Raw genomic sequence first — 5,735 nt, forward strand, 5'->3', positions numbered from 1 at the left:
CCCCGCGACGGGCCCGTCGCGACGCGTTCCGGTGCGTCCGTCGTTCGGCAAGCCGTCGACGCGGCCGGTGAAGGCGGTCGCCGCCTCCGCCTCCGCGGCGACGGGCTCGTCCGACGAGTCGGGCGCGTCCTCCGGCGGTCCCACGAGAGGCTCGGGCGGGCGGCCGCGCTGGCTGCTGCCGGCGATCATCGGCGCCGTCGTGGTCGTGATCGCGGTGGTCGTCGGCGGCATCCTGATGTCGCGGAGCACCGGTGACGAGACGCCCCCGCCGGTGGCGAGCACGATCCTGCTGCCCTCGCCGACGCCGACGATCCAGCCCGCGGCCCGGACCGCGACGACGGCGTTCGCGACCGCCCTGCCGACGACGGTCCTCCAGTACGCGCTGACGGGTTCCGCGCCCGACGACGAGTGGCTGGCGGCCGGTGCGGTCGAGGCGTACACGGACACGTTCGGCGACGGCGCGGACGGCGAGGTCGTCGTGCGGGCCGGTCAGTGGGAGACGCCGGAGGAGGCGTCGGCGTTCGCCGCGCAGCTCGTCGCGGCCCTCCCCACCGCGGCGGCCGAGCCGAGCCCGTCCGCGACCGCCGGTGCGGCCGACGCCGGGCTGCCCCAGACGGGCGAGGTCGTCGCGGGTGGCACGCCGGCCGGGACGTACACGATCGTCGACGCCGGTGACGGCACCGGTGTCGCGGTGTGGACCAACGGCTCGTCGGTGTTCCACGTCGTCGCCCCGGTCGCGGACATCGCCGACCTCTACGCGGCCTTCCCGCTCTAGCCCTCTGCACCGCTGCCCGTCGGGCCCCGGACGCGTCACGCGCCGGGGCCCGACGTCGTCCTGCGCCCAGCCGCGACCCGTCGCCCCTGCGCCCGGTACGACCCCTCGTCGGGCGCCGTCGTGCCTCCCGTCACCCGTCCGGGCGATTCGTCGGAAGACGTCCTGCGGCCCGTGCGGCGTGTCGCGCCCCGGCGCGTCCGGGCGAACTGGACGCTGCCCTTGTGGACCCGGTTGTGCACGGTGCTGTGCGGCTGCTGGGGACGCCTGTGGACGGTCCGCGAACCCGCAGGTCGGGGGCTCTGTCGGACCTCGGCGATACCCTGGGTTCTCCACAGGGTGAAGTTGAACGACACGGATGTAACACAATCCCTAGTGGTGGCTTGTGAGTCGCACCCCTAGGTGTAGTGTTGAAGTCGACGCGGTGGGGGAACCGCGATCGGCTCCGCAAGGGGCCCACGGACCATCGCGACCCACTCCGGGGGGAGCGTCGCGCGAGAGTGAACTAGGAGCCACGATGACGATCACGGTCTACAGCAAGCCGGCGTGCGTGCAGTGCAACGCGACCTACCGCGCGCTCGACAAGCTGGGTGCCGAGTACACCGTCGTGGACATCAGCGAGGACGCCGACGCGCGTGACTACGTCATGTCGCTCGGCCACCTCCAGGCCCCCGTCGTGATCGTCGACGGCGACCACTGGTCGGGCTACCGCCCGGACCGCATCAAGGCGCTCGCCGACCGCATGGCCGCCGCCGTCGCCTGACGCACGCGGGCGGCCGGACGGGTCGCCCACCACGGACGCCCCGGGCCGGCGCAGGACTCGCACCGCGCCGGCCCGGCGGGCATCCGCCCCCGGTACGGAAGACGAAGAGGGTCGGCTCCGCCGTGCCCAGGCACCGACACCGCACCGACAGCGCACACCGAGAACGACGGCCCGGCCGTCCGACCGAGGCGAGGGGAGCAGGCGATGAGCTCGCTGGTCTACTTCTCCTCCGCCTCGAACAACACGCACCGCTTCGTGGAGAAGCTGGGCCTGCCGGCCCAGCGCATCCCGCTGCGGCCGACTGACCCGTTCCTGCACGTGACGGAGCCGTACGTCCTGGTCGTCCCCACCTACGGCGGGGGCAACGAGGGCGGCGCCGTGCCGCGGCAGGTCGTGAAGTTCCTCAACGACGAGGGCAACCGGTCGCTCATCCGCGGCGTCATCGCGGCGGGCAACACCAACTTCGGCGAGGCCTACTGCATCGCGGGGGACATCGTCGCGGCCAAGTGCCGCGTCCCCTACCTGTACGGGTTCGAGCTCATGGGAACGAACGAGGACGTGCACCGCGTCCGCGAGGGATTGAGGACATTTTGGCAGCGACAGTCGCAGATACCCGCGTAGAGCTGACGGGGCTGGACTACCACGCCCTGAACGCGATGCTGAACCTCTACGACGCGGACGGGAAGATCCAGTTCGACAAGGACCGTGAGGCGGCGCGGCAGTACTTCCTGCAGCACGTCAACCAGAACACGGTCTTCTTCCACGACCTCGACGAGAAGCTCGAGTACCTGGTCGAGAACAAGTACTACGACCCGGCGGTGCTCGCGCAGTACGACCGCGCGTTCATCAAGACGCTCTTCGAGTACGCGTACTCGAAGAAGTTCCGCTTCCAGACCTTCCTCGGCGCGTTCAAGTACTACACGTCGTACACGCTGAAGACGTTCGACGGGAAGCGGTACCTCGAGCGCTTCGAGGACCGCGTCTGCATGGTCGCGCTGAGCCTCGCCGAGGGCGACCAGGACTTCGCGATCAGCCTGGTCGACGAGATCGTCTCGGGCCGCTTCCAGCCGGCGACGCCGACGTTCCTCAACCTCGGCAAGGCGCAGCGCGGCGAGCCCGTCTCCTGCTTCCTGCTGCGCATCGAGGACAACATGGAGTCCATCGCGCGCGGCATCAACTCCGCCCTGCAGCTGTCCAAGCGCGGCGGCGGCGTCGCGCTCCTGCTCAGCAACATCCGCGAGCACGGCGCGCCCATCAAGCACATCGAGAACCAGAGCTCGGGCGTCATCCCCGTCATGAAGCTCCTCGAGGACTCGTTCTCGTACGCGAACCAGCTCGGCGCACGCCAGGGCGCGGGTGCGGTCTACCTGCACGCGCACCACCCGGACATCTACCGGTTCCTCGACACCAAGCGCGAGAACGCCGACGAGAAGATCCGCATCAAGACGCTGTCGCTCGGCGTCGTCATCCCGGACATCACGTTCGAGCTGGCGAAGAAGAACGAGCCGATGTACCTGTTCTCGCCGTACGACGTCGAGCGCGTGTACGGGGTGCCGTTCGCGGACATCGACGTCACCGAGAAGTACTACGAGATGGTCGACAACGCGGCCATCCGCAAGACGAAGATCAACGCGCGCGAGTTCTTCCAGACGCTCGCCGAGCTGCAGTTCGAGTCCGGCTACCCGTACGTGATGTTCGAGGACACGGTCAACCGTGCGAACCCCGTCAAGGGCAAGATCACGCACTCGAACCTCTGCTCGGAGATCCTCCAGGTGTCGACCCCGTCGACGTTCAACGAGGACCTCTCCTACAAGGAGGTCGGCCGCGACATCTCCTGCAACCTCGGCTCGATGAACATCGCGCTCGCGATGGACGGCCCGGACTTCGGCAAGTCGGTCGAGACCGCGATCCGCGCCCTGACGGCTGTGTCCGACCAGACGGACATCGAGTCGGTGCCGTCGGTCAAGCGTGCCAACCGCGGCGGCCACGCGATCGGCCTCGGCCAGATGAACCTGCACGGCTACCTGGCGCGCGAGCGGATCTTCTACGGGTCCGACGAGGGCCTCGACTTCACGAACATCTACTTCTACACGGTCGCCTACCACGCGATCCGTGCGTCGAACCTGCTCGCGCAGGAGCGCAAGCAGGCGTTCTACGGGTTCGAGGACTCGAAGTACGCGACGGGCGAGTACTTCCAGAAGTACGTCGAGAAGGAGTGGGCTCCGCGCACCGAGCGCATCCGCGCGCTCTTCGCCGACGCGGGCGTGCACATCCCGACGCAGGACGACTGGCGTGAGCTGGCCGCCTCCGTCAAGGAGCACGGCATCTACAACCAGAACCTGCAGGCCGTCCCGCCGACCGGCTCGATCTCGTACATCAACCACTCGACGTCGTCGATCCACCCGATCGCGTCGAAGATCGAGATCCGCAAGGAAGGCAAGATCGGCCGCGTCTACTACCCGGCGCCGTTCATGACGAACGACAACCTGGAGTACTACCAGGACGCGTACGAGATCGGCTACGAGAAGGTCATCGACACCTACGCCGAGGCGACGCAGCACGTCGACCAGGGCCTGTCGCTGACGCTGTTCTTCAAGGACACGGCGACGACCCGTGACCTCAACCGGGCGCAGATCTACGCCTGGAAGAAGGGCATCAAGACGATCTACTACATCCGCCTCCGCCAGCTCGCCCTGGAGGGCACGGAGGTCGAGGGCTGCGTCAGCTGCATGCTGTGATTGATCGACGCCCTCCTCGTCGGTCCGCCGTGGTGACCTCACCTCCGAGCGGACCGACGAGGGCGCCGGCTCCGGCGTGGTGGGCGTCAAGGCCGCCGAAGGCGGCCCGGGCAGAGTCGGCGCCCTCGTCGGGCCGCGGACGGGACCACACGAGAAGGAACGACGGGACATGACCCCCACGGGGAAGCTGAAGCTGATCGACCGCGTGTCGGCGATCAACTGGAACCGGCTCGAGGACGAGAAGGACGCCGAGGTCTGGGACCGGCTCGTCGGCAACTTCTGGCTGCCGGAGAAGGTGCCGGTGTCGAACGACATCCAGTCGTGGGCGACGCTCACCGAGCAGGAGAAGACGCTCACGATGCGCGTCTTCACCGGCCTGACGCTGCTCGACACGATCCAGGGCACCGTCGGCGCGGTCAGCCTGATCCCGGACGCGATCACGCCGCACGAGGAGGCCGTCTACACGAACATCGCGTTCATGGAGTCGGTGCACGCCAAGTCGTACTCGTCGATCTTCTCGACGCTGTGCTCCACCAAGGAGATCGACGAGGCGTTCCGCTGGTCGGAGGAGAACCCGAACCTGCAGCGCAAGGCCGAGATCGTCATGCAGTACTACAAGGGTGACTCGCCGCTGAAGCGGAAGGTCGCGAGCACGCTGCTCGAGTCGTTCCTCTTCTACTCGGGCTTCTACCTGCCCATGTACTGGTCGAGCCGCGCGAAGCTCACGAACACGGCCGACCTGATCCGCCTGATCATCCGTGACGAGGCGGTGCACGGGTACTACATCGGCTACAAGTTCCAGAAGGGCCTCGAGGCGTTGTCGGCCGAGGAGCGCCAGGAGCTCAAGGACTACACGTTCGAGCTGCTCTTCGAGCTGTACGACAACGAGGTGGAGTACACGCAGGACCTGTACGACGGCGTCGGGCTGACCGAGGACGTCAAGAAGTTCCTGCGCTACAACGCCAACAAGGCCCTGATGAACCTCGGCTACGAGGCGCTGTTCCCGCGCGACGAGACCGACGTGAACCCGGCGATCCTGTCGGCGCTGTCGCCGAACGCGGACGAGAACCACGACTTCTTCTCGGGGTCGGGCTCGTCGTACGTCATCGGCAAGGCCGTCAACACCGAGGACGAGGACTGGGACTTCTGATCCGGTCCTGACGCACGCCACGAGAGGCCCGCACCCCCCGGGGGTTGCGGGCCTCTCGCGCGTCACGACGGGCGGCTCGCGGCCGTCGCGGCGTTGCGGGCGGCGAGCCGGGCGAACGCGTCGGTGAGCTCGGGCGGGGAGACGACGTCGACGTCGGTGTCGAAGCGGTTGAGCGACGCGGCGAGCGCGACCCACGACCACGAGCCGGTCGTGAGGCGGCAGCGGTCGGGTCCGAGGTCCTCGACGACCCCGTCGCCGGCGAAGGGGCGGACGGCGGCGGCGGGGCTGTGCAGGACGACCGTGCCGCGGCAG

6 protein-coding genes are annotated in these 5,735 nt (G+C 68.4%); 5 read left to right on the forward strand and 1 reads right to left on the reverse strand.

Annotated features, from left to right (window positions below; all coding sequences use genetic code 11):
- The 5 genes from HGA02_RS08780 to nrdF form a co-directional block, all read left to right on the forward strand.
- The coding region (locus HGA02_RS08780) for a hypothetical protein (protein WP_425483050.1) at positions 1-775 on the forward strand (775 nt) is incomplete at its 5' end.
- Between the two features lie 514 nt (positions 776-1,289).
- Positions 1,290-1,535 carry a glutaredoxin-like protein NrdH gene (nrdH, locus tag HGA02_RS08785; protein WP_013772638.1) on the forward strand — a complete coding sequence of 82 codons (246 nt, stop codon included), beginning with the start codon at positions 1,290-1,292 and terminating at the stop codon, positions 1,533-1,535.
- Between the two features lie 204 nt (positions 1,536-1,739).
- Entirely contained in the window at positions 1,740-2,156 is a 417-nt protein-coding gene (gene nrdI, locus HGA02_RS08790; RefSeq protein WP_168678694.1) for a class Ib ribonucleoside-diphosphate reductase assembly flavoprotein NrdI, read from the forward strand.
- Positions 2,126-4,273 (forward strand): class 1b ribonucleoside-diphosphate reductase subunit alpha, encoded by a 2,148-nt coding sequence (gene nrdE, locus HGA02_RS08795; RefSeq protein WP_168678695.1) that lies wholly within the window; start codon positions 2,126-2,128, stop codon positions 4,271-4,273. The genes nrdI and nrdE overlap by 31 nt, the downstream gene beginning before the upstream one ends.
- A gap of 169 nt (positions 4,274-4,442) precedes the next feature.
- Complete coding sequence (gene nrdF / locus HGA02_RS08800; RefSeq protein WP_210728346.1) at positions 4,443-5,423, forward strand: class 1b ribonucleoside-diphosphate reductase subunit beta; 981 nt, start codon at positions 4,443-4,445, stop codon at positions 5,421-5,423.
- A 62-nt stretch (positions 5,424-5,485) separates the two neighbouring features.
- Here nrdF and HGA02_RS08805 read toward each other — a convergent pair.
- Positions 5,486-5,735, reverse strand: a 250-nt coding sequence (locus tag HGA02_RS08805; protein ID WP_168678696.1) for a WYL domain-containing protein, incomplete at its 5' end; no start/stop codon positions are given.

This window comes from Cellulomonas septica (assembly GCF_012396155.1).
Taxonomy (GTDB): domain Bacteria; phylum Actinomycetota; class Actinomycetes; order Actinomycetales; family Cellulomonadaceae; genus Cellulomonas; species Cellulomonas septica.